Genomic DNA, 22,630 nt, shown 5'->3' with positions numbered 1-22,630 from the left:
AAAAACTAAATCCTCAAATCCCCCTTTATCCCCCTTTTCCAAAGGGGGAACCTAAGCGGTCACCCCGTAGCGAGCTACGGAGAATAGCAAGTTTAATTAATTTCGGATGGCGCCATCGGGGTCTTCACTATTAACTGTGTCGGCGGCCGCTAATATTTGCTTAAATCTCCCTTTTTGGGTTTTCTTGACCGCCCACACGGAGCGTGGCAAACCATGTTCTCATCAAAAACAAAAGATTGTTTTAAATCATTTCATTTCCCTCTCCTTATTTGGACGAACTCCGGGACCACTTCCAGTCCCGAATTTCGGGCATATCATCTCCGTGTTTCGCAATATATTCCTTGTGATCGATAAGCTTGTCGCGAATTTCCTGTTTTGCATAGGCAGCCATGGATCCCAGCTTTGTAACCCGGTCAATCACATCCCCCACCAGGTGAAAGCGGTCTAGGTCATTCCGGACCACCATATCGAATGGTGTACTGGTCGTCCCCTCCTCTTTATACCCCCGAACATGAAGATTCTTGTGGTTTGTTCTTCGATAGGTTAACCGGTGAATCAACCACGGATACCCATGGAAGGCAAAAATGATGGGTTTATCCGCCGTAAAGAGGGTATCAAATTCTTTATCCGATAAGCCGTGGGGGTGTTCACTCTGTGGTTGCAGTTTCATTAAATTAACAACGTTGATCACCCGAATTTTAAGATCTGGGAAATACTGTTGAAGCAAATTCACAGCGGCAAGTGTCTCCAAGGTAGGAATATCCCCGCAACAGGCCATCACCACATCGGGTTCGGACCCCCGGTCTGTGCTGGCCCATTCCCAAATCCCGATTCCAGCCGCACAGTGTTTTATCGCCGCCTCCATATTCAAAAACTGAAGGGCCGGTTGCTTCCCTGCCACAATGACATTGACATAATTCCGGCTTCGAAGGCAATGATTGGTTACCGAAAGGAGCGTATTGGCATCTGGGGGAAGATAGACCCTAACCACCTCGGCTTTTTTATTGACCACATGATCAATGAAACCGGGATCTTGATGGGAAAACCCGTTATGGTCTTGCCGCCACACATGGGAGGTTAACAAATAGTTCAACGAGGCGATGGGCCGCCGCCATGGAATCTCTTGCCGGGTAACCTTGAGCCATTTGGCATGCTGGTTAAACATGGAATCAACCACATGCACAAAAGCCTCGTAGGTCGAAAAAAAACCGTGTCTTCCCGTTAAAAGATACCCTTCTAACCATCCCTGACAGGTATGCTCACTCAGGATTTCCATAACGCGCCCGTCCGGGGAAAGATGATCATCATCGGAGGTTAGATCAGCCATCCACGTCCGGTTGGTCACCTCAAACAGGCTTCCCAACCTGTTCGAAGCGGTCTCGTCGGGGCCAAATACTCGAAAATTTTTTGCCTCCAGATTAAGCTTCATAACATCCCGAAGGTATTGCCCCATCACCCGGGTAGACTCCGTCACGACGGTTCCGGGTTTAGGGACATCCACTGCATACTCACGGAAATCAGGTAATTTGAGATTTTTTAAAAGTACTCCTCCATTGGCATGGGGGTTGGCTCCCATCCGCCGAGTCCCTTGAGGGGCAAGGGCCGTTAATTCAGGAATCAGTGTTCCATGTTCATTAAATAGTTCTTCTGGCTTATAACTCTTCATCCATTTCTCGAGCAACTTGATGTGGTCTTTTTTCTGGGCCAATTCGGACAGAGGCACCTGGTGGGAACGCCAGTAATCTTCTGTCTTTTTTCCGTCTACTTCTTTGGGTCCTGTCCAACCCTTCGGGGTTCTCATTACAATCATGGGCCACAGGGGACGTTTAGTGGATCCTTTGGAACGGGCTTCTTTTTGAATCATTTTGATCTCTTGAATCACCTGTTCAAGTGTTTCCGCCATCATACGGTGCATTTTCTCCGGATCGGCTCCCTCCACAAAATAAGGTTTGTAGCCATAACCGATGAACAGGCTTTCCAACTCCCGGGTGCTGATTCGAGCCAAAATTGTGGGGTTGGCAATTTTAAACCCGTTTAGATGCAGAATGGGTAGAACAGCCCCATCGGAAATAGGGTTGAGAAACTTATTGGAATGCCAGGCCGCTGCCAGGGGACCTGTTTCCGCTTCCCCATCTCCCACCACACAGGCAACCATCAAATTAGGATTATCAAAAACGGCCCCATAGGCATGAGAAACCGCATAACCGAGTTCGCCGCCTTCATGAATGGACCCCGGGGTTTCGGGTGCAACGTGGCTGGGAATACCTCCCGGAAAAGAGAACTGCTTAAAGAGTTTCCTCATCCCTTCGGTATCCTGAGAAATGTTCGGATAGACCTCACTGTAGGTTCCTTCCAAGTAGGTATTGGCCACCATTCCTGGACCACCATGTCCAGGCCCACAGATATAGATCATATCCAGATCATATTTTTTGATAACCCGATTCAGATGAACGTAAATGAAATTTAACCCTGGGGTGGTTCCCCAATGACCCAACAATCGAGGTTTAATATGCTCCAATTTGAGGGGTTGTTTCAGTAACGGGTTATCCAGAAGATAGATTTGGCCTACGGATAAATAGTTTGCAGCCCTCCAGTATCCATCAATGCTCTTTAATTCTTGATCCAATAGGGTCTGACTCATACCTTTCCTCCTGTCCTAAATCAAACATCGAAACGTTTCTTGAGCGATGATGGATTCCTCATCCACGGGAATCACGTAGACCTTACTGGACGAGGAATCCTTACTAATACAGGCCTCTTTCCCAATGGCCAGCCGGTTTCGCTCTGGGTCGATCTGAATCCCACACCAGGCTAACCCATTACAAATACGCTCCCGGAGGCTTGAAGCATGCTCCCCCACCCCCCCGCTAAAGATAATGCCATCAGCCCCTGAGAGGACCGTTAGATAAGCCCCGATGCATTTAAGGAGTCGATAGCAATAAACATCCAGGGCTAATTTTGCCCGTTCATCTTTCCCTTCCAAAACCAAAAGCTCCTTCATATCTGCGGTTTTTCCAGAAATACCGAGCACCCCCGATTGATCATTGAGGCTTTGAATAACCTGTGAAACAGGTTTCCTCTGTTTTTCAGCCAAAAAAGCTACAACGGCGGGGTCCACATCCCCCGATCGGGTCGCCATGACCAGTCCCTCCAGGGGCGTAAAACCCATGGTGGTATCGATGGATATCCCATCACGAATGGCAGCGGCTGAACATCCATGCCCAAGCTGTAATGTAATCAATCGGGTTCCCGGTACAGGTTTCCCGGTAATCTCCATATACCGCCTTGCTAAATAGCGGTGGGCGATTCCGTGAAAACCGTAGCGACGGATTTTATACAGTTGTGCCAGATCATAGGGTATGGCATAGGTGAAGGCCCGAGGGGGGAGGGTATGATGAAAAGCCGTATCAAAAACTGCCACCATAGGAACTTCCGGTTTGACCCAATCACGGCAAACCTGAATGGCCTCCAGCCCAATGGGATTGTGAAGAGGAGCCAGCCCTTCTAAAGCCTTGATGTTTTGAATCACTTCCAAATTCAAAAAAGTCGCTTGAGTGTATCGTTCTCCCCCATGAACAATTCGGTGACCGACCGCTTCAAAACCACACTTCCCTTCTTTCAACCAAGACAAAACGTTACGAACAGCCTCGGAATGATTCCCTATAGGGCGGGTTTCATTCACCGTTGTTTTTCCATTGATCACCAAATGACATTGTGATCGGTTTCCAATGGAGCGGATCTGTCCATCCGTCAAGTGACGAAGGTTTGGTATTTCATTGCTGTCGGAATTGACATCGGAAACACGAAATTTAAGAGAAGAACTTCCAGTATTGATTGTGAGGATTCTCAATAACCTTTACCTTTCAATTCGATTGAAACCGGGGTGGGATCCTTCCTCTCCCGGAACATTATTCTTCTTTTTTATTGGGGAACCTCTTTAAACCAACCATAGGAAAATTTCCGTAAAACATATTCCACCCGGTTTTTTTACAGAAAATCCCTCTGGTTTTATTTTTTTACTTTTTTAAATTTTTCTTGGCCCCCTTAAGGGCCTGAGAAAAGAAAATCCTATCCGAGGAAAACCTAAAAAGATTTAAGGGGGGAAACAAGCAATTCCTGATATTTTAAACATTCCGAAAAAGCAAGTCAAACGGGTTTCATCGTAGGTAACCGAAAAAGAAAGAAATGAATACTGAAAATTTTTCCTAATAAATAGTACCCTCTTCTTACCCAGTGTCGCCACAATACAAATCAGTGGCCACTTTTTCGAAGAATTGAAAGAGAAAAACCCCTAAAAAGGGAATAAAACCGATCGGTTGACTTCTAACCGGGGGAAAGATACCATCAATCCTCAATGCAAAAAGGGATTTCACCGTTATTCTTCTCAAAAATTCTCAAAGGGTTTTAATGCGTATTTTAGTCATTGAAGATGAAAAAAAAGTTGGGAATTTTATCCGCCAGGCCCTTGAAGAGGAACGGTACGCCGTAGACAATGCCTTGGATGGAGAGGAAGGTCAGGACATGGCAGAAGCCTATGACTATGACCTGATTGTTTTGGACTTGATGCTTCCGAAAAAATTAGGGGTCACGATCCTAAAGGAACTCCGAAGAAAAGGAAATACCACTCCCATTCTGGTTTTAACCGCCAAGGATGCCGTTCCGGATAAAGTGGCCACCTTGGATTCGGGAGGAGATGACTACCTGACTAAACCTTTTTCCATTGAAGAGTTTTTGGCCAGGGTTCGGGTTTTGCTAAGGCGGGCGAAACCGGGGCATGGGCCCCTGCTCCAAGTGGCCGACCTTAAAGTGGACCCTACCACTCGGGAGGTATTTCGGGGAAGCCGAAAAATCGATTTAACCAACAAAGAATATGCCTTAATGGAATATTTGATCCGAAACCCAGGAAGGGTACTGACACGGAGCATGATAGTGGAACATGTGTGGAATATTGATTTTGACACGGGAACCAATGTCATTGATGTCTATGTGGCCTATCTCCGGGGAAAAATCGATAAAGGGGAAGCCCATCCTCTGATCAAAACCATTCGGGGGGTAGGCTATACAATAAAGGAATAGCCCCATGACCATTCGGGCCAAACTGGCAATTTGGCTGAGTCTGCTCGTTGCAATTATTCTGGTCCTTCTGGCAACCGTTCGTTATGCAGGGCAAAAAGAATTACTAGCGGACCAGAAAGATTATTCTCTGAAAATTACCGCAGGCATTCTTGACGCCTCCCTCCCCCGGGGAGTTCCCACCGAAAAGGGGATTCAAAAGACAGTGGTAAAGATGATCTCCAATCATCCTGAAATTGAATTAAAGGGGATCATCATCGAGGTTTACGACACCAAACAACACATTATTTTCTCTTCAACCATTGCTGAAGGGGGTTTACTTCCGATTTCTCCAAAAAGCTGGAGAAAAGCCCAACTTGGAGAAACCCTTCTATCTAGCCTATCCTATCGAGGCAACCGGAGTGCCCTCAGAGCTTTATTAAAACCAGTTTTTGAAGAGGACCGGGTAGCCTATTTTATTCTATTGGGCAGTTCCATGGAAGATATTGACCGGGCACTGGAAAACTTTTTCCTTCTAAACCTCATTTTTATTCCTTTAGCCACCTTACTGTTGGGAGGGGGGGTGTGGTTATTAACCAAAAAAGCACTGAAACCGGTAGACCTGGTGATTAAAACCGCACATCAAATTAGCTCAGGCAATCGAAACCAACGGATTCAAATTTCTGGAACTGGAAAAGAAGTGAAGGACCTGGCGGAGGCATTTAACCAAATGATCCAGCGGTTGGAAACCTCTTTTCAGCAAATTCAAGAATTTAGTGAGAATGTATCCCACGAACTTCGAATCCCCCTAACTATCCTGAGGGGTGAAATTGAACTCAGCCTCCGGCGGGCCAGATCCGCAGATGATTATCAAAAAATCCTCCAAAGTAATTTAGAGGAAACCCTACGAATGGAAAAAATTGTGGGAAAACTTCTTTTCCTCTCCAAAGCAGATCGGGGTGAAATTGCTTTGGAAGGTGGCCCTGTTGACTTCCATCCATTGGTAGAGAGGGTTTATCACCAGTTCCAAAGGCCTGCCGAAGAAAAAAATCTAACGTTACATTTCAAATCTGAGGGCTCTGTCCCCGGCCATGGGGATGAGCTGCTTTTACGGGAAGTCCTGATGAATTTAATCCAAAATGCCATCAATGCGACTCCTTCCGGGGGAGAAATCAGTCTATCCTTACATAAAGAGAAAGAAACCATTAGAATTTTGATTGAGGATACCGGCTGTGGAATTCCTGAAAAAGATATTCCCCATATTTTTAATCGGTTTTACAAGGTGGACAAATCCCATTCGGGCCAGGGTAGCGGTCTAGGCCTATGTATATGCAAATGGATTGTGGAAGCCCACAGGGCTGTCATTATGGTTGAAAGCACCTCTGGAAAAGGGAGTCGTTTTATTCTCGCTTTTCCAAAACCCCCTTTCTCCGAATCTTAAACCGGAACCTTGCTTCCCCCGGTATTTGAAATAAACCCCAATCTTTTAGGAGAAAAAAAAGTCAGCTTTTTTTTATTTCCATGGGATTTCATTTCAAACCCCATCCATGGGGAAAATTGGGGTCTTTGCCAACAGACCCTTGGTTAAAATTTTTTAATAAATCTTTAATGGATATTTAATTATTCTTGGATATTCTTTTAAAATTCTCTCACTGAGAAAGGAGGATTTTTCATGAATAAGAACTGGATAATCCCTTTGGTTGTGGCCTTAGGGCTCGGGTTCGGAGCGAGCGGTTTTGCGGGAGAGCTTGTCAGTGGAACCGTGGTCAAACTTGAAAAAGAATTCGTTACAGTTGAAGACTTTGAAATCGGAGATATGATTCGAGTTCATTACGATAACCAAACAAAAGTAAATGGAAAATTAAAGGAGGGCGCCTCGGTCGATATGGAAGTGGAGGGTGAACATGCCGTTTCAATCGATGTGATCAGCCCCGACGAAGAAGAATTAGAGGAAACGGATGAGGATATGTAAACTGAACCATGGGATTTAGAAATGAGGAATCGCAGTTGATGAATAGTCAAAAGGGTGCTAAAACCAAAAAAAATATTTTTAAAAAATTCAGGCTGCGAAATAAAAGATCTCTCTCCCCAGACTGAAAAACCAAAAATCATCAAAAGATGGCTGGTCAAAAAAAAGGCTTTATTAATTAGCAATGGCAGAAATTCCAAATAGCCCTTTAATTTCTTGGCGGTTTCCTAAAAGTTTTTTGACCGATGTAGACTGAACCCTCCCTCCCTCTCTATCCCTTCGTGATAGGCTTTCCTTGAAATACCTAATCATCCTCACAAAAAAAATGATTTCTACAGTATTTTAAAGCTTCAGCCTGTTATTTCCCTGAATCAAAGAAGAATTGGTCTTACCATTAGATTTCTCTCTGAAACCCCAGCGAGGAAAAAATTTTTCACATGGATTCCTTTACCAAATCTTTTCTCCTTATTTTTGTTCTCCTCAATCCGTTTATTTTATCCATCTACCTGATTGATTTGGTGAAGGCTTTAGGATTTCGGTTATTTTCCCGCCAACTCATTCGGGCCGGAATCATTAGTTTAATTATATTTTTAATATTCGCATTTGCTGGGGACAAAATTTTTACAGATGTTTTTCAGATACGGTTCTTATCCTTTTTGATCTTTGGCGGCATCACATTTTTAATTGTCGGAACCCGTCTTCTTCTTTCCATGGGCAGCCCCATTGAACCCCTCCAACCCAATTCGGAAAATGTATCGGCTGCCATTGCAATGCCTTTTATGGTTGGCCCAGGGACCATTAGTGCCAGTGTTTTAGCAGGGACACGACTTGATTTTCCAATGGCCGCACTCTCCATATGCCTTGCAATGGTCGTTTCCGTTGGGGCCATCCTCTTATTTAAATGGCTCCATGATTTGGTCCGGGAACGAAATGAAAAATGGGTCGAGCGCTATACCATTATCGCCGGACGAGCAACCGCCCTTTTTATTGGTTCTTTTGCCATTGAGATGATATTAAAAGGGATTGAAATGTGGATTAAGCAGCTTTCGGGTTCAGGCTAGCCTCTTCCCTCTCCTGCCCCTCTCGGAGAAGTTAACCCCCTTAAAAACCCCGATCTTTTCCTTGTTTCCCCTTATTTGCCATCATTTCAGTTCGATTCCAGAAAGGGTAAATTTAATGGTTAAGAACCATACTTTTTAATGGTTTTTCCAGAGTTGGGTTGACCGGTTAGGGGGTTTTGGCTCTTTTGGAGTTCAACCACCTGTTCTTTAAGTTGCTTGACCTGAAGGGTAAGACTATTTTTTTCCTTTTTGACCTGGTCAAGCTCTTCGGTCAAAGCTGCAATTTCCCCCTTGGAAAGCCGAAGCTCACGGATAACCATTTCATCCTCAGACATAGAATTTCCGCAAACCAGGAAAAAAATTATAAGACCCAAACAGGCGAGGAGATTACTTATTTTTTTCCATCCCATGTCTCTTCCCTTTTTCACTTCTTACTCCAAATATAAGTAACCCAATTAAAAAAGGTATTAAAGGAAGATTAAACGTTTTTAATTATTTCGGTATCGGGGCTGGAAAACCCAACCGCCATCCTCGATATTTTCTGGAATGGCGGTTGGGTTACATTAAGGTCCTCAAACGTTCTCTACCCAAAAAATAAAGGGTTCTTATTTAGGAAAGTTTCCTGGTTGAGGTTTACCTGGTTTTTGAGTTTGCCCGGATTTTACGGTCCCGGGTTTCTTAATGTTGTCGGTCTTCAAGAATGCTCACCTCCTCCTCACCCAACAACAAACCACGATTGGCTTGTTATTCCTTCTATCATAAATAGGTGATTTAAGGAAAAGGTTAAACCCAAATTAAAATTTTCTTATTTTTTCCAAAAAAACATTTTTAAAAAACGTATTTTTTTAACTGAAAATACCTGTTTTCTCAACCAAAACCCTTAAAATTTTTTAATAACTTTTTAATTTTTATTTAATTTAAACTCGATACCTTTAGACTATCCTTTTTATTAAATCAGCAACTCAAATTCTTTTATTTTACCGGAAGAAACTATGAATCGAGACTCTAAAACGCTTCCTTATCGCGGAATCGTGCTCGCCGGAGGTGAGGGACCAACTTTCACAGCGGATTAAGGATACCATTATAGCCCAACCGGAAAATAAAGGAACCGGGCCTGGAATATTTCTTCCTCTGATTTTCCTCCATGGGTCCTACCCTGAAGCCACGGTAGTCATTTTTCCGACAGACCATTACATTTTAGGGGAAGAGGTCTTCATGAATCACATAAAGTCGGCTGGCAAAAAAGTTGAACAAAACCCTTTTCAATGGATCCTTTTAGTATCCCTACCTTCAAAACCTGAACCGGAGTTTGGTTATATATTGCCCAACCAAGATGAAATCCCAAAAAATGCCCCCACTATTAAAAAAGTTTGGCGTTTTATTGAAAAACCGGGAGTCAGTAGGGCACGGGGATTAATTAAATTGGGGGCATTTTGGAATACATTTATTATGGTTTTTAAAACCAGTACCTTTTTGAATGGGGTAGCTTCTGTTAAGCCGGATCTGTTCAATGCTTTTCTTCAAATTCGATGGGCCATTGGAACAATAAAAGGGAAAAAGGTAATCCATGAAGTTTATGGCGGTTTAGAATCAGTGGATTTTTCAAAAAGTTTACTGGAGGAGATTCCATGCCAAACCTCCATTTGCCTTTCGGTCCTCCCAATTACGGGTGTTTTTTGGAACGATCTGGGATCCGAGGAACGCCCGACAAAGATCATTCGCAAAAAGGGATCCAATTGGAAACCCGCTAATGCCGATAACCCTCAAAATTCTTTTTGGGAAGGGTAACATTCATTTTAAAAAACTCCCTTGGACATTTTCCTTTATACTTGGATACTGAAACAATTACCTTTATGATAAGGGTGTTTTTAAAAAAATATTATTACATTAACCCGAAAGGGCATAAACCCACAAGTGAAAATGGCCTTTGTTTTCTTTCTAAGGATTTTTTGAAAAACCGTTTTAAAAAACTGGGTTTATACCTCCTGCTTCAATTTCCACGGAAGCGTCATTTGAAAGGCACCCTAATTCACCGGGCCATTGGCGAGAGGCTATTTGAAGCCGAACTTTGGAGGTTTACCCAAAGGAGCGTTTCCGGGGGGGCTGGCATTGGGTCTATTCATCGCATTTACACCCTCGTTGGGAGTCCAGATGATTTTAGCAGGCCTGGGAGCTTTCCTATTACGGGTCAATATTCCCATTGCTCTTGCGGCCTGCTGGGTTACCAACCCATTGACCGCCCCGGGAATTTATCTTTTGCAATATGAATTGGGCCGGTGGTTGAACTGGATGCCACCTTCGGAGGAGGTGTTCGGTCAAACCGGAGCCCTCAAAAATTTTTTACGTGTTGCAAAACCCCTGTGGATAGGCAGTTTAATCTCCTCAGCCACCCTTTCTTTTATTTCTTACCTTTTGGTCAACTGGAGCTGGGGATTTTTCTCAACCTTAAGGAGACCCGCTACTCCTCCTTTGCCCAGGAAGAAAATTAGACCTTAAAACGTTAAAGGAAGGGTTAGGACCCGGGGGGAATCACAATGAAAATAGAAATGAAACTGGTAAAAGAAGATGGCGAAACGGTGGTCGAATTCGAGCAGAATTTTTTGGATTCACACCAAGGAAAACTTGCCTTTGACATTGGCCTTTACGCCATTTACAGATATATCAACCGAAATGGACCGGAAAAATATTTTTTGAAAGGCAAAACCACCAAAGAGGGTTTACGATCAACAAGAAAGTTAAAAATAAGCGCCTGATGATTCAACCTATTTCGCCTTAAAACTTAAACCCCATCAAACCGGCCCTCCCCCACACCATTAAAAAAAATAAAAATGGATGGGACCCCCTACCTTTGAATACCTGAGAAATAAAAATCTTCTAATGTAGCCCTCATTTTCTTTTAATATTGCCCCTTTATTCTTTTCCAATTGAATTCTTGGGCAGGCCCCTTAGGATATAAGGATTCCAAGGACCCATCCATGGTCTAACTTTGATCAGGATGATTTTTCATAACAAATTGAAACTTAAAACGTTTTAAACAGTTGAATTGTCTTATGCCTTGGGGTTAAAATGTTCATTCTAATCCTACCCAAATTTTTTTCTAAATCTCCTTTTTTAAGTATGGAGGATTCATCATGGGACTACCAGAAAATGGGAAGGGTCGCGTGGTTATTGAACATGTCCATCCTGAAATCGATGGAGGGGAATTTCCCTGTAAAAGAGCGGTTGGGGAAAGCCTATGCGTTTCGGCAGACATTTTTGCTGATGGACACGATGTCCTAACGGCACGACTGCTTTATAGGCCTCAAGGAAAACGAACATGGACCGAAATCCCGATGATGTTCCTGGAGAATGACCGATGGGAGGGGGAGTTCGTTGCAGAAGAGGTAGGCATTTACCTGTTTACCTTGGAAGGATGGGTGGATCATTTTAAAACCTGGCAGCGAGATCTTAAAAAAAGGGTGGATGCTAAGCAGGATGTCCAGATTGATCTCCAGATCGGGGGTGACCTGGTGGAGAAGGCTTCCAAACGGGCATCCGGGGATGACCAAAAAAAACTGATTCATCTGGCCCGACAAATTCAAAATATTAGAAATCCCGACCAAGCCCTTGCCGTGTCCATCGGGGAGGAACTATCGGAGTTAGCGGACAAATATCCTGACCGACACCTTGCCACCCGTTATCCAAAGGAACTGGCTTTAATGGTGGAGCCTCCAAAAGCCCTCTTTAGCGCCTGGTACGAACGATTTCCCAGATCCTGCACTCCGGACCCGGGAAAACATGGAACCCTCAAAGACTGTGAAAAATTGCTTCCTGAAATCGCTAAAATGGGGTTCGATATTTTTTACCTTCCTCCCATTCACCCCATTGGGAAGAAAAACCGAAAGGGTAAAAATAATTCCACGGAATCCACACCCGATGATCCAGGAAGTCCATGGGCCATCGGTTCCGATGAAGGCGGCCATACGGCGATTCATCCCCAATTAGGGACACTGAAAGACTTTGATCAATTAGTTAAAACGGCCAAAAACCATCAAATTGAGATTGCAATGGATCTGGCCTTTCAATGTGCACCTGATCACCCCTATGTCAAATCGAACCCCGAGTGGTTCCGGTGGCGTCCCGATGGAACGGTACAATATGCGGAAAATCCTCCCAAGAAATATCAAGATATCCTTCCCCTGAATTTTGAATCGGAAAATTGGAAAGGACTTTGGGAAGAGTTAAAAAATGTGGTTTTGTTTTGGATTGATCATGGCGTCCGGATATTTCGGGTGGACAACCCCCATACCAAGCCGTTTCCTTTTTGGCAATGGTTGATTTCCGAAATCAAAAAAGATTTCCCGGAAGTCATTTTTTTATCAGAGGCGTTTACCCGCCCAAAGGTCATGTATCGTTTGGCAAAGGTTGGTTTTACCCAATCCTACACCTATTTTACATGGAGGAATTCAAAAAAAGAATTTACCTCCTATTTAACGGAACTCACCCAAACGGAAGCCCGGGAAATCTTTAAACCCAACTTTTGGCCCAACACTCCCGATATCCTCCCAGAGCATTTACAGTATGGCGGTAGGCCTGCATTTTTAATGAGGCTTGTTCTGGCTGCCACCCTCTCCTCCAACTACGGGATTTACGGGCCAACCTTTGAGCTTTGTCTAAACCAACCCAGGCCTGGAGTAGAGGAGTATCTGGATAATGAAAAATATGAAATAAAAACATGGAATTGGGATCAACCCGGAAACCTGAAAGATTTTATTGCACGGGTCAACAAAATCCGGAGGGAGAATAAATCTCTGCAGACCACGTGGAATCTATCCTTTTGTGAAACGGACAATGATCAGATCCTATCCTATCAAAAAGTCACCGAGGACCTTTCCAATATCATATTGGTCATTGTCAACCTGGACCCCTTCCACACCCAATCCGGATGGGTCAAGGTTCCCATCTGGAAACTGGGCATTGATTCCTCCCAGTCCTATATGGTCCACGATCTTTTAAGTGATGAGAAATATATTTGGCAAGGGGAACTTAATTTTGTTCAGCTTAATCCCCATGTGGTCCCCGCCCATATTTTCCGCCTCAAACCAAAATTAAAAAGAGAAACCGATTTTGACTATTTTATGTAAGAAAGGGATATGAAACCTAAAAAAAATTCATTTTTTGAAGAAGACCCGCTTTGGTTTAAAGACGCCATTATCTATCAAACCCATATTAAAGCATTCAATGATGCCAATGGGGATGGTATGGGCGATTTTAAGGGGTTGACCCAGAAATTGGATTATCTGGAAAGCCTCGGAGTCACGGCGGTATGGGTCCTCCCCTTTTACCCTTCTCCCCTGAGAGATGATGGATATGACATTGCAGATTATTACAATATTCATCCCAACTACGGGGAATTAAGGGATTTTAAGGAATTTTTAAAAGAAGCCCATCGACGCAGTCTTCGTGTAATCACCGAACTGGTGATCAATCATACCTCGGATCAGCATGCTTGGTTTCAACGGGCCCGTCGGGCTAAACCAGGATCATCCGCAAGAAATTTTTACGTGTGGAGTAACACCACCCAAAAATATAGAGACGCGAGAATTATTTTCAAGGATTTTGAAACCTCCAACTGGACATGGGACCATGTTGCAAAGGCCAATTTTTGGCACCGGTTTTACTCCCATCAACCCGATTTAAATTTTGAAAACCCTGAGGTCCAGAAAGCCGTCTTTCAGGTTATGGAATATTGGTTCAATATGGGGGTAGACGGAATGCGATTAGATGCCATTCCTTATCTTTTTGAAAGAGAAGGAACCAATTGCGAAAACTTACCCGAGACCCATGAATTTTTAAAAGCCTTAAGAAAACATGTGGATACCCACTTTCAAGGCAAGATGTTGCTGGCGGAGGCCAACCAATGGCCTGAAGATGCCGCGGAGTATTTTGGAAAAGGGGATGAGTGTCACCTGTCATTTCATTTCCCCTTGATGCCAAGAATGTTTATGTCCCTTCAAATGGAAGACCGGTTTCCGATCATTGATATTCTGGATCAAACCCCATCCATTCACGAATCCTGCCAGTGGGCAATGTTTCTCAGAAACCACGATGAATTAACTTTAGAAATGGTCACCGATGAGGAAAGAGATTTTATGTACCGGGTCTACGCTCGAGATCCCAGTGCCCGAATTAATATGGGAATTCGTCGAAGACTAGCCCCCTTACTTGAAAATGATCGTAAAAAAATTGAGCTTTTGAATGTCCTCCTTTTTACCATGCCGGGTACCCCGATCATTTATTATGGGGATGAAATTGGAATGGGGGACAATCATTACTTGGGGGATCGAAATGGCGTCCGAACCCCTATGCAATGGAGTTCAGACCGTAATGCGGGTTTTTCTAGGGCCAACCCTCAAAAGCTTTACCTTCCCACGATCATTGATCCCGAATATCACTTTGAGTCCCTCAATGTGGAGAACCAGGAGAGGAATCAGGCTTCTCTTTTATGGTGGATGAAAAAACTGATTGCCATTCGAAAACAGTCCAAGGCGTTTGGTCGAGGGGAAATACATTTCCTTCTTCCCGATAATCCAAAAATCTTAGCCTTTGTGCGAAAATATGAAGACGAGAAAATACTGGTGGTGGTTAACCTCTCCCGCCATCCCCAAATGGTAGACTTGGATATTTCACCCTGTGCGGGGTGCATCCCTGAAGAAGTTTTTGGAAGAAGCCGGTTCCCGATCATCAAAGACGCCCCTTATTCTTTGAGCCTGGGAGGGTATGGATATTACCTGTTTTACCTCCATAAGGAAGCCGAAGATTCCAAAATTGTGAAAGAAAAACCCCTTCCGGATCTTGGATTGGTTCCACGGTGGGAAGGAATTCTTTCGGGAAAATCTAAAGGGAAATTAGAAAGGGAGATTTTACCCCAATATATTCGGGCCTGCCGTTGGTTTGGGGGAAAAGCCCGAAACATTCAGCAAATGAAAATCGTTGAGCAAATTCCGGTTGGACGGGATGCCTCTCTGGTACAGGTCCTTTTTATTGAATGTCATTACACCGAAGGGCTTCCAGAAACCTACTTGCTTGCGCTTTCCTTCATTCCCGAAGAAGAAATACAGGAAACAGTCAAGGGAAACCCCCCTGGGGCCATCGCTACCTTCAAAATGGGGGATCGAAAAATATTTTTGCGTGACGGGATCTATGACGATGGGTTCCGAAAAAACCTGTTTTTGACCATCGCCAAGCGCCTGCGCAATAAAGGACAACATGGAGAAATGACCGGTTATCCGGGAAAAGCCTTTCGCCGTTTGGTGGATACCACTCATCTTCCAGCGGAAGGGTCCCACCTCCTTAGCGCTGAACAAAGTAACACCTCTATCATATTCGGTACCGCGTTATACTTTAAGCTTTTCCGGAGATTAGAAGAGGGACTCAATCCGGATATGGAAGCGGTTCAGTTTTTAACGGAAAAAACCTCTTTCTCCAATACACCCCCCTTTGCCGGATCCCTGGAATACCACCGAAAAGGAGCGGAACCGATTGCCCTTGGGTTACTCCAAGGATGCGTCGCCAACCAAGGGGATGCCTGGAAATATACTTTGGATGAAATCACACGATATATTGAACGGGTTTTAGCCAAGGGAGAACCTCCCCCTGCCTCGCTGGACCCGAAACTGTCCCCTTTGGGGATTGCCTATCAGGAAATTCCTTTGGTGTTTCAGGAACTCATCGGAGGGGTTTATCTGGAAATGGCTTCTTTGTTGGGAAAGAGAACTGCTGAAATGCATAAGGCCCTTTCTACCGAAACGGGAGATCCGGCATTTGATCCGGAGCCGTTTACAATGCTGCATCAGCGCTCGGTGTATCAATCGATGCAAAGCCAAGCACGAAGAGGTCTTCAGCTATTGAGAAAAAACCTCAAAAACCTGGCCAACGAAGCCAAAGAAGATGCGGAAGAAATTTTAAATCGTGAGACGGAGATTCTGGAGCGGATGAAAGCGGTTCTGAAGCAGAACCGCTCTGGTGTGAGAATCCGTAACCATGGCGATTACCATTTGGGTCAGGTGCTTTATACCGGAGGTGATTTTATCATTATTGATTTTGAGGGTGAACCCGCTCGCCCATTGAACGATCGACGGTTAAAACAGTCCCCCTTACGGGATGTGGCGGGAATGCTCAGGTCATTTCATTATGCCTCCTTTACGGTTTTAAGAAACCATACTTCCCTTCGCCCCGACGATCAATCTACACTGGAGCCTTGGACCGAGCTTTGGCATCGGTATGTGGGAGGTGTTTTTCTTCAATCCTATTTGGAAACTGCAGGGGAAGCGCCGTTTCTCCCCAAAGAACTGCAAGAAATGGATGTCCTTTTAAATGCCTTTCTTTTAAATAAAGCCATTTACGAACTCAGTTATGAACTGAACAGCCGCCCGGATTGGGTTTTAACCCCTTTAAAAGGTATTAAATCCATCTTGGATATTCAAGGGAACGCTTCGTTATTTGTTGAGATTCAGCGGGCTTATCCCACCGGGCTTCCCAATCCTTAAACCTTCCTAAATTAAGAGGATGAAACATGGGTAAAGATCAACCAACATCACCAAGAAAAAAATCCAACCCTAAGCCTGAGCTGATTCAACCCGTCAGCCGGTTTACGGAATATGATATTTACCTTTTTAAAGAGGGAACCCACAACCACTTATATGACCAATTTGGGTCACACCCCATGGTGGTGGACGAAATAGAGGGTGTTTATTTCTCTGTTTGGGCGCCCAATGCGGAAAAAGTTTACATCATTGGGAATTTTAACGGCTGGAATCCCCAATCCCATCCCTTGAACGTTCGAAAAGACGGGTCCGGAATTTGGGAAGGGTTTATTGGAAGCATTGGCCCGGGGGAGATATATAAATACCACATTGTTTCCAAACAAAACGGATATCAGGTCGATAAGGGAGACCCCTATGGATTTGGGTGGGAAGAACCCCCTAAAACCGGTTCCGTGGTATGTGATATTGAGTATCAATGGAAAGATCACCAATGGATGTCTTCCCGCCAGGAGGTGAACAAGCTCAGTGCGCCCATGTCCATCTATGAAGTTCACCTGGGGTCCTGGAAAAGAATGCCCGAAGAAGGAAACCGTTATTTGACCTATCGGGAAATAGCCCCCTCTTTGGCGGAATATGTTAAACACATGGGTTTCACACACGTTGAATTTTTACCCCTCACCGAACATCCCTTTTATGGATCCTGGGGTTATCAAACGGTTGGTTATTTCGCCCCTACCCGCCGGTATGGAACCCCCCAGGACTTTATGTATTTGGTGGATTACCTGCATCAAAACGGCATTGGCCTCATCCTGGATTGGGTCCCTTCCCATTTTCCCTCGGATGAACATGGATTGGTTTATTTTGATGGGACCCATCTCTTTGAACATGCCGACCCCCGTAAAGGGTTCCATCCGGATTGGAAAAGTTATATTTTTAACTATGGCCGCAATGAAGTGAGGGCCTTTTTAATTAGTAGCGCTCTATTTTGGCTGGAAAAATACCATATTGATGGTATTCGAGTAGATGCAGTGGCTTCCATGCTGTACCTGGATTACGCCCGCCAAGGCGGGGATTGGATTCCCAATGAATATGGTGGACGTGAAAATATTGAAGCCATTGGGTTTCTCAGAAAAATGAATGAAGCCATTTATGAGAAATTTCCGGATGTTCAAACCTTTGCCGAAGAGTCCACCGCGTGGCCCATGGTCTCCCGGCCCACTTATGTGGGGGGGCTGGGATTTGGGATCAAATGGAACATGGGATGGATGCATGATACATTGGATTATTTCTCCAAGGATTCAGTGTTCCGTAAATTTCACCACAATCAGCTCACCTTTAGTCTCTGTTATGCCTTCTCCGAAAATTTTGTCCTGCCTTTGTCCCATGACGAAATCGTCTATGGCAAAGGGTCCATTCTTGGGAAAATGCCCGGGGACGATTGGCAGCGGTTTGCGAATTTAAGATTGTTATTTGGTTATATGTTTGCCCACCCTGGCAAGAAACTTTTAATGATGGGGGGAGAATTCGGTCAATGGGATGAATGGTATCATGAATCCAGCCTGGACTGGCATCTATTGGAATATTCCAGTCACCAGGGAATTCTAAAGTGGGTCCGCGATTTAAACCACCTCTACAAAGACGAGGCAGCCCTCCATGAAATGGATTTTCAGGGCGAAGGGTTTGAGTGGGTAGACTGCCAGGATTGGGAGAATTCGATCATCAGTTTTCTGCGAAAAGGGAAAAACCCTAAAGATCGGATTCTAGTGGTGTGCAATTTTACCCCCGTACCCCGGAACAACTATCGCATTGGTGTCCCCATGGCTGGATTTTGGAAAGAAATGCTCAACAGCGATGCCAAGCAATATTGGGGAAGCGGCCAAGGAAACTTTGGGGGGTTGGAGGCCACACCCATTCCCTCTCATGGCCACTTTTATTCCTTGCCCTTGGTTTTACCTCCCTTGAGCATTGGCTTTTTTAAATATGAAGCCGATGTTTCCTCCAAATAAGGGGGGAACAAAAAGGGTGAGCCCACCAGCCTTTTTGCAACGCAAAAAACCGAAAGGAACCTTTTGATGAGAACCATACCGGGAAACCCTTATCCCTTAGGCGCAACATGGGACGGCCGAGGGGTGAATTTTGCCCTATTCTCCGAAAATGCGACCCAGGTAGAGCTATGTATTTTTAATTCTATTGAAGACAAAAAGGAAGCCCATCGAATTAAAATGATGGAGCAAACCAACCGTGTGTGGCATGTCTACCTTCCTGAAGCACGCCCTGGATGGATTTATGGGTATCGGGTAGACGGCCCCTATGACCCCTCTCAAGGGCACCGGTTTAACCCTTCAAAGGTTTTGGTAGACCCCTATGCAAAAGCAATCGCAAGAAGAATCCATTGGGATGAATCCATGTTTGGTTACAAAACAGGGGATCCCAAGGAAGATCTCACAAGAGATGACCGGGACAACGCCCCATTTGCCCCTCTTTGTTCCGTAGTAGACCCGGCGTTTACCTGGGGGAACGATCGACCCCCTAAAACCCCATGGCATGAGACCATCATTTACGAAACCCATGTGAGAGGGTTAACCATGAAACATCCCGATGTTCCCCCAGAATTGCGGGGAACCTATGCGGGACTGGCCTCAGAGCCCATTATTCAGCACCTCACCCAATTAGGAATCACTGCGGTTGAGCTTCTTCCTGTTCATCACTACGTGAATGATCACTACCTGGTTAAACAGGGTTTAAGCAACTACTGGGGTTATAACTCTCTGGCTTTCCTTGCACCGGTTAACCGTTATGGTTCCGGAACCATGGAAGTCGCTGACGAGTTTAAAATGATGGTTCGGACCTTACATACCGCGGGAATTGAGGTGATTTTGGATGTGGTCTATAACCATACCGCAGAAGGAAATCACCTGGGGCCCACTCTTTCTCTTCGGGGAATTGATAATGCCTCCTATTACCGGCTTGTCAATGACAATTCAAGATTCTATATGGACTACACCGGGTGTGGTAACACCCTCAACATGACTACACCTCAAGTGCTTCAACTCATTATGGACAGTTTGCGGTACTGGGTTCTGGAAATGCATGTTGACGGATTTCGATTCGATTTGGCCAGCACATTGGCCCGGGAATTACATGAGGTCGATCGTCTGGGAGCCTTTTTTGATATTATTCAGCAGGATCCGATTATTTCCCAGGTTAAACTCATTGCGGAACCTTGGGACCTGGGAGAAGGGGGCTATCAGGTAGGAAACTTTCCCGTTCTGTGGACTGAGTGGAATGGGAAATACCGTGATGCAGTTCGCAGCTTTTGGAAAGGAGATGGTCGCCAGGTAGCGGAAATGGCTACGCGGTTGTCGGGCAGCTCCGATCTATACGGGGGAAGCGGCCGAAAGCCACATGCCAGCATTAATTTTATTACTGCACATGATGGGTTTACCCTTCATGATTTGGTCAGTTATAACCACAAACATAATGAGGCCAACGGCGAAGAAAATCGGGATGGAACGGATGATAATGTTAGCTGGAATTGTGGTACGGAGGGACCCACGGATGATCCCGAAATTAAAGCCCTCAGGGAAAAACAAAAAAGAAACCTGATGGCCACCTTGCTGTTTAGCCAGGGGGCCCCCATGATCAGTGGAGGAGATGAAATTGGGCGAACCCAACAGGGAAATAATAATGCCTATTGCCAGGATAATGAAATTAGCTGGTATCAGTGGGAGTTAACCAAAGAACAGAAAGATTTCTTTCAGTTTACCAAAAAAGTCATTCAATTTTTAAAAGCCAACCCGGTTTTAAGGCGCAGAAAATTTTTCCAGGGACGGCATATTCGTGGTTCCGAAATTAAAGACATATCCTGGTTTGGCCCAACGGGGCGGGAAATGAATGATGAGGAATGGAATGCTGGCTTTGTCCGGTGTTTGGGTATGCGGCTGGCGGGGGATGCCATGGGAGAGGTGGATAAAAAGGGAAACCCTATATTTGGGGAAACCCTCCTTATTCTTTTAAACGCCCACCATGAAAGCATCCCTTTTGTATTGCCCGCACACAAAAAAGGAACCCGGTGGAGCTTGAGGTTGGATACCACCTTTGAAGATCTTCACGATATGGGTGGAATGGCTCGAGGTGGGCGAACCTATTCCCTTCAAGGCAGATCCTTGGCTGTTTTCCATCTTACAACCGGAAGAAGAGAAAAGGGGGTTTAAGGGTGGAGATTGGCGCCAATTATAAAGGAAATCGGCGTTGCAAATTTACCGTGTGGGCACCTTTGCGGAAAGAGGTCCAGTTGGAAATCCTTTCCAATCCGGGAAAGGTAATTCCCTTTACCCCCTTAAAGGAGGGATATTGGCACCTAGAATATGAAGGGATATCCCCTGGAGACCATTATCTGTTTAAACTGGGGGAGGAAAAAAGTCTCCCCGATCCCGCATCCCATTTCCAGCCTCAAGGGGTCCATGGTCCTTCCCAGGTTATAGACCATCATTCGTTTTCCTGGTCCGATGATGCGTGGAGGGGAATTCCCCTTTCGGAAATGATCATGTATGAACTGCATGTGGGAACCTTTACCCCGGAAGGAACCTTTGAGGCTATGATTCCTCGATTGGGTGACCTTCAAAAAATAGGAATCAACACCATTGAAATTATGCCCGTTGCGCAGTTTCCAGGTGATCGAAATTGGGGATACGACGGTGTTTATCTCTTTGGTGTCCAAAATTCTTATGGGGGCCCAGACGGACTGAAAAAACTCGTCAATGCTTGCCACCATCGAGGCATTTCGGTAATTTTAGATGTGGTCTACAACCACCTTGGGCCCGAGGGAAACTATCTGGGTCAATTTGGACCCTACTTTACTGGGAAATACAAAACCCCCTGGGGAGCAGCCCTGAATTTTGATGACGCCTACAGCGACGGGGTCCACAATTTCTTCATTGAAAATGCACTTTATTGGTTTCGGGACTTTCATATAGATGCCCTCCGCCTGGATGCCATTCACGCCATTGTAGATGAGGGGGCCACCCCTTTTTTGAAGGAGCTGTCAGAGAAGTCCGATGATTACGTTCAACACACCGGGAGGAGACATTTTCTAATTGCCGAAAGTGATCTCAACGATGTGAAAATTATTAAACCCCGTGACCTGGGTGGATTTGGAATCCACTCCCAATGGTGTGATGATTTCCATCACGCCCTTCATACCCTCCTCACCCACGAAAACCAAGGTTATTATATGGATTTCGGAACCAGTGAGCAGTTGAGGACAGCCTACCGGAATGGCTTTATATACAGCGGCCAATTTTCACCCTATCGAAAACGCAGACATGGAAATTCCTCCAAGGACAGACCAGCCGATCAGTTCGTGGTTTATTCCCAAAACCACGATCAAATTGGAAACCGTCTGGATGGAAAGCGTTTATCTGAATTGGTTTCCTTTGAAAGCCTCAAACTGGCCGCGGGAGTCGTTTTATTGTCCCCTTATATACCCATGCTTTTTATGGGAGAGGAATACGCAGAAAATTCTCCATTTTTGTATTTTGTTAGCCATTCGGATACTGACCTCATCGCCGCCGTTCGAAAAGGAAGAAAAGAGGAATTCCAAGCCTTCGGTTGGAAGGAAGACTCTCCCGACCCCCAGGGAATGGAAACTTTTCTAAAATCCAAAATTCATTGGGATAAACGGGAAAAAGGACACCATAAAATTATGTTAGAGTTCTACCAAGCTCTTTTGAATTCAAGAAAACAGGTTCCCGCCCTAGGAAATTTGAATAAGGACCAAATGGAGGTTTGGGGAGACGACTCTCAACAAACACTATATGTCCACCGGTGGTCAGACCGATCCCACGTTTTATTGGTCTTTAATTTAGACCCATTGGACCGTAATTTGGAACTTCCACCCGCCCCAGAAGGAGAATGGGAAAAGAATTTAGATTCAGCAGATAAACGGTGGGACGGGCCTGGGGGCCTCCTTCCCAAAACCATCCGGGGCGAAAGTGTTGCCGTCTTTCTCTTAAAAATTTAAG

16 protein-coding genes are annotated in these 22,630 nt (G+C 45.0%); 12 read left to right on the top strand and 4 right to left on the bottom strand.

What is annotated here, in order from left to right; translation table 11 throughout:
• Positions 1-265: 265 nt before the first annotated feature.
• The 3 genes from VGB26_07190 to VGB26_07180 form a co-directional block, all read right to left on the bottom strand.
• Positions 266-2,641 (bottom strand): phosphoketolase family protein, encoded by a 2,376-nt coding sequence (locus VGB26_07190; GenBank protein HEX9757572.1) that lies wholly within the window; start codon positions 2,639-2,641, stop codon positions 266-268.
• 15 nt (positions 2,642-2,656) lie between these two features.
• Entirely contained in the window at positions 2,657-3,850 is a 1,194-nt protein-coding gene (locus VGB26_07185; protein ID HEX9757571.1) for an acetate kinase, read from the bottom strand.
• Between the two features lie 376 nt (positions 3,851-4,226).
• Positions 4,227-4,373: a hypothetical protein gene (locus VGB26_07180; GenBank protein ID HEX9757570.1), complete on the bottom strand. Its 147-nt coding sequence runs from the start codon at positions 4,371-4,373 to the stop codon at positions 4,227-4,229.
• 34 nt (positions 4,374-4,407) lie between these two features.
• Here VGB26_07180 and VGB26_07175 point away from each other — a divergent pair, with 34 nt between their 5' ends.
• The 4 genes from VGB26_07175 to VGB26_07160 all read left to right on the top strand — a co-directional run bounded on the left by VGB26_07175 (position 4,408) and on the right by VGB26_07160 (position 8,082).
• Entirely contained in the window at positions 4,408-5,076 is a 669-nt protein-coding gene (locus VGB26_07175) for a response regulator transcription factor (GenBank protein HEX9757569.1), read from the top strand.
• A gap of 4 nt (positions 5,077-5,080) precedes the next feature.
• The gene (locus VGB26_07170) at positions 5,081-6,493 is read left to right on the top strand and encodes an ATP-binding protein (GenBank protein HEX9757568.1); all 1,413 of its coding nucleotides are present in this window, start codon (positions 5,081-5,083) and stop codon (positions 6,491-6,493) included.
• A 231-nt stretch (positions 6,494-6,724) separates the two neighbouring features.
• On the top strand, positions 6,725-7,024 hold the full coding sequence (locus tag VGB26_07165; GenBank protein ID HEX9757567.1) for a hypothetical protein: 300 nt from the start codon (positions 6,725-6,727) through the stop codon (positions 7,022-7,024).
• 434 nt (positions 7,025-7,458) lie between these two features.
• Positions 7,459-8,082 carry a MarC family protein gene (locus VGB26_07160; protein HEX9757566.1) on the top strand — a complete coding sequence of 208 codons (624 nt, stop codon included), beginning with the start codon at positions 7,459-7,461 and terminating at the stop codon, positions 8,080-8,082.
• A gap of 119 nt (positions 8,083-8,201) precedes the next feature.
• Here the strand turns inward: VGB26_07160 and VGB26_07155 are convergent, their stop codons facing one another.
• On the bottom strand, positions 8,202-8,510 hold the full coding sequence (locus VGB26_07155) for a hypothetical protein (GenBank protein HEX9757565.1): 309 nt from the start codon (positions 8,508-8,510) through the stop codon (positions 8,202-8,204).
• A gap of 616 nt (positions 8,511-9,126) precedes the next feature.
• Here VGB26_07155 and VGB26_07150 point away from each other — a divergent pair.
• The 8 genes from VGB26_07150 to treZ all read left to right on the top strand — a co-directional run bounded on the left by VGB26_07150 (position 9,127) and on the right by treZ (position 22,629).
• On the top strand, positions 9,127-9,870 hold the full coding sequence (locus VGB26_07150) for a sugar phosphate nucleotidyltransferase (GenBank protein ID HEX9757564.1): 744 nt from the start codon (positions 9,127-9,129) through the stop codon (positions 9,868-9,870).
• Positions 9,871-10,137: 267 nt separating this feature from the next.
• Entirely contained in the window at positions 10,138-10,578 is a 441-nt protein-coding gene (locus VGB26_07145; protein HEX9757563.1) for a DUF2062 domain-containing protein, read from the top strand.
• Between the two features lie 38 nt (positions 10,579-10,616).
• Positions 10,617-10,835 carry a hypothetical protein gene (locus VGB26_07140; GenBank protein ID HEX9757562.1) on the top strand — a complete coding sequence of 73 codons (219 nt, stop codon included), beginning with the start codon at positions 10,617-10,619 and terminating at the stop codon, positions 10,833-10,835.
• 378 nt (positions 10,836-11,213) lie between these two features.
• The gene (locus VGB26_07135) at positions 11,214-13,205 is read left to right on the top strand and encodes an alpha-1,4-glucan--maltose-1-phosphate maltosyltransferase (GenBank protein HEX9757561.1); all 1,992 of its coding nucleotides are present in this window, start codon (positions 11,214-11,216) and stop codon (positions 13,203-13,205) included.
• A 9-nt stretch (positions 13,206-13,214) separates the two neighbouring features.
• Positions 13,215-16,610 (top strand): maltose alpha-D-glucosyltransferase, encoded by a 3,396-nt coding sequence (gene treS / locus VGB26_07130; protein HEX9757560.1) that lies wholly within the window; start codon positions 13,215-13,217, stop codon positions 16,608-16,610.
• 26 nt (positions 16,611-16,636) lie between these two features.
• Positions 16,637-18,613 (top strand): 1,4-alpha-glucan branching protein GlgB, encoded by a 1,977-nt coding sequence (gene glgB, locus VGB26_07125; protein HEX9757559.1) that lies wholly within the window; start codon positions 16,637-16,639, stop codon positions 18,611-18,613.
• Between the two features lie 66 nt (positions 18,614-18,679).
• Positions 18,680-20,821, top strand: a complete 2,142-nt coding sequence (gene glgX / locus VGB26_07120) for a glycogen debranching protein GlgX (GenBank protein ID HEX9757558.1) — start codon at positions 18,680-18,682, stop codon at positions 20,819-20,821.
• 2 nt (positions 20,822-20,823) lie between these two features.
• Positions 20,824-22,629 carry a malto-oligosyltrehalose trehalohydrolase gene (gene treZ / locus VGB26_07115; GenBank protein ID HEX9757557.1) on the top strand — a complete coding sequence of 602 codons (1,806 nt, stop codon included), beginning with the start codon at positions 20,824-20,826 and terminating at the stop codon, positions 22,627-22,629.
• Position 22,630 lies beyond the last annotated feature (1 nt).

This window comes from Nitrospiria bacterium (genome assembly GCA_036397255.1).
Classification (GTDB): domain Bacteria; phylum Nitrospirota; class Nitrospiria; order DASWJH01; family DASWJH01; genus DASWJH01.
Note: the sequence above shows the minus strand (reverse complement) of the source record. Positions and strands in the feature narration are given on the sequence as shown.